3 protein-coding genes and 1 pseudogene are annotated in these 2,292 nt (G+C 43.4%); 1 reads left to right on the plus strand and 3 read right to left on the minus strand.

Annotated elements, in window-relative coordinates; all coding sequences use genetic code 11:
- Positions 1–80 (plus strand): tautomerase family protein (locus HF992_RS11720; RefSeq protein WP_210729475.1); only part of this gene is annotated, 80 nt, incomplete at its 5' end.
- A 190-nt stretch (positions 81–270) separates the two neighbouring features.
- Here HF992_RS11720 and mmuM read toward each other — a convergent pair.
- The 3 genes and pseudogenes from mmuM to HF992_RS11735 all read right to left on the minus strand — a co-directional run.
- Positions 271–1,242, minus strand: a complete 972-nt coding sequence (gene mmuM / locus HF992_RS11725) for a homocysteine S-methyltransferase (RefSeq protein WP_168550163.1) — start codon at positions 1,240–1,242, stop codon at positions 271–273.
- Positions 1,243–1,658: 416 nt separating this feature from the next.
- Positions 1,659–2,006 carry a 50S ribosomal protein L19 gene (gene rplS / locus HF992_RS11730; RefSeq protein WP_168550164.1) on the minus strand — a complete coding sequence of 116 codons (348 nt, stop codon included), beginning with the start codon at positions 2,004–2,006 and terminating at the stop codon, positions 1,659–1,661.
- A 178-nt stretch (positions 2,007–2,184) separates the two neighbouring features.
- Positions 2,185–2,292, minus strand: a pseudogene (locus HF992_RS11735) (IS30 family transposase); the annotation flags it as partial.

The following is a 2,292-nucleotide window of genomic DNA, read 5'->3' on the forward strand; positions in this document are numbered from 1 at the left end:
CACTGTCTGCGATACACGTTTTTATCAACGATATGCCTGAAGGCACCTATTACCCTCAGGGAGAAATGAAACGAAACTAAAAACCGTTACCCTTATCCAAAAAACCGAAGGACATCTGTCAGCTAAACAGCTACTGCCTTCGGTTTTCTTTTGACCTTCTCTATTTATCGGAGAAGAATTCCCCAATCGTCAGATACCACTGCTCCACTCTTTCAGATTATCAAAAAAAGCTGTTAAATTGTCTTTTGGCTATTACTAGCTCCTTTAGACTTAATTCCTCTCTAACTTATCAGAGTGTTTCAATCCTCTAGCCAAGACCGCTATATCCTCTGGTCGCGTCCGACAACAGCCTCCAAGAATTTTAGTCCCTCTCTCCTGCCAGCGACGGGCCCAATCCAGCAAACTAGGGGCATCAGCTGGCAGTGCTTGCCAGCTCTCTGTTCCAACATCATAAATTTCCCCCGAATTAGGATAAGCTATCAGAGGTTTTTGACAGCCCTGCTTCAAATACTCAAGCGCCTGATCAAGTATGTCTGGCGCGCTACAGTTGATGCCTACAGCAAGGACCTGACTCGACTGGTCCACTTGGTGGGCAATCTCAGACAACTCCGTACCATCTGGCAGATGCTCGCCATCCAGACTAACCAAACTCAGATAGGCCTGACTCTCCGAAAATTCTTCTGCTAACAGTTGTAGGAGTGCTTCTACTTCCCAGCGATTTGGGATGGTTTCTATACACAAAAAATCCACTCCTGCCTCAAGCAGAATAGCCATCCTCTCGCAGTGAATTGACCTTAATGCCTCAACCGTAACGCCTCCATAGTCCCCTGTATACTCAGACGCATTGGCCAGGAAAGCAGCATAAGGCCCGACATCACCCCCAATCAAAGGGTAACGACGTTGCGACCGCTCCTCATCTGATAACGCCTTCCAAAAGGCATCCCGAGCTTCTTGAGCCAGTCTAACCGTCAAACGAATCACCTCAATAGCTTCATTTCTAGTTAAACCTGCTGCCAACAAACCAGGAATCGTCGCCTGGTAGCTAGAAGTGGTCAGCAAATCAGCTCCCGCCATCAGATAATCGAGATGAATATTCTTGATCACTTGTGGATTTTCGAGAAGATAGTTAGCTGACCAGAGGTTTCCTGAGACATCGTAACCTCTGGACTCTAACTCTGTCCCTAAAGCTCCGTCTAAAATTAGGAGCTCTTCCTCAGTCAATCTTTCCATAAATGTTTTCATCTATGTGACTTCTCCTATCTGTTAAATTGCGCTTGAGCAGAAAGCTTGGAAAAATGAGTATTCGTGTCTCTGAAGAAGCAACAGCGATTCCTATTTTTCTATCACTTCCTATTTCGCTCTTACATATCTTAAATGAGTTGACCTTAGCCTAACATTGCGAAGATATAAAAATCCTCTCCACATGGTTACATAATGGAGAGAGCCTATTGGTATAACTGAGCTCAGCCCACATACTATAGCAAACGATACCTCACCTTGAGTCCTAAAAACCAAACAAACTCTCTAACCAGATAAATCGTTTGTTTCCCTCTTAGATTGAGCTTGAGCTAGCAAATGCTTCCAATTTAACCAAGGTAAAATGAAAAAGGACTTTCGTCCTTTCCCATTTCCATGCTAGACTAGCCCACAGGACTATTTTAACGACGGATTTCCTTAATACGAGCAGCCTTACCTTGAAGGGCACGCAAGTAGTAAAGTTTCGCACGACGGACTTTACCGTGGCGGATAACTTCAATCTTATCAACACGTGGTGTGTGGATTGGGAAAGTACGCTCAACCCCGATACCACCAGAAATCTTACGAACAGTATACATTTCTGAGATGCCTTGACCCTTACGAGAGATAACAACACCCTCGAAGATCTGGATACGCTCACGTGAACCTTCGACAACTTTCGCGTGAACGCGAACAGTGTCACCAGGACGGAAAGCAGGGATATCTGTACGAAGTTGACCTTCAGTCAAACTTTGGATTAATGGATTCATGTTTTTCTCCTATCTTTGTCAATCATAGGTGCTTTTAAACCCAGCGGATAAACTGTATTTTCGTGCGTCCATTACACACAATGTCTATTATACCAAATTGAATAGGATTTGCAAGGGATTTTTACCATTGCTTCAAAAACTTTTTCAAACCAGAAGTAGGCTAAATTTCAAGTCTAAGTTAGGCATTTAGTAAAAATTGTCTAGGAGATAAATAGTTCAAACATTTCTTTGGATAGTTGTTAATCCAATTTTCGATGAAGGCGACCATTCTTATGGTCGTTTTCTT

The organism is Streptococcus ovuberis (assembly GCF_012396585.1).
In the GTDB taxonomy this organism is placed as follows: Bacteria; Bacillota; Bacilli; order Lactobacillales; family Streptococcaceae; genus Streptococcus; species Streptococcus ovuberis.

Excerpts from the sequence above, each read along its gene's own strand:
- mmuM (WP_168550163.1), bottom strand. The coding sequence starts at position 1,242 with ATGAAAACATTTATGGAAAGATTGACTGAGGAAGAGCTCCTAATTTTA.
- rplS (WP_168550164.1), bottom strand. The coding sequence starts at position 2,006 with ATGAATCCATTAATCCAAAGTTTGACTGAAGGTCAACTTCGTACAGAT.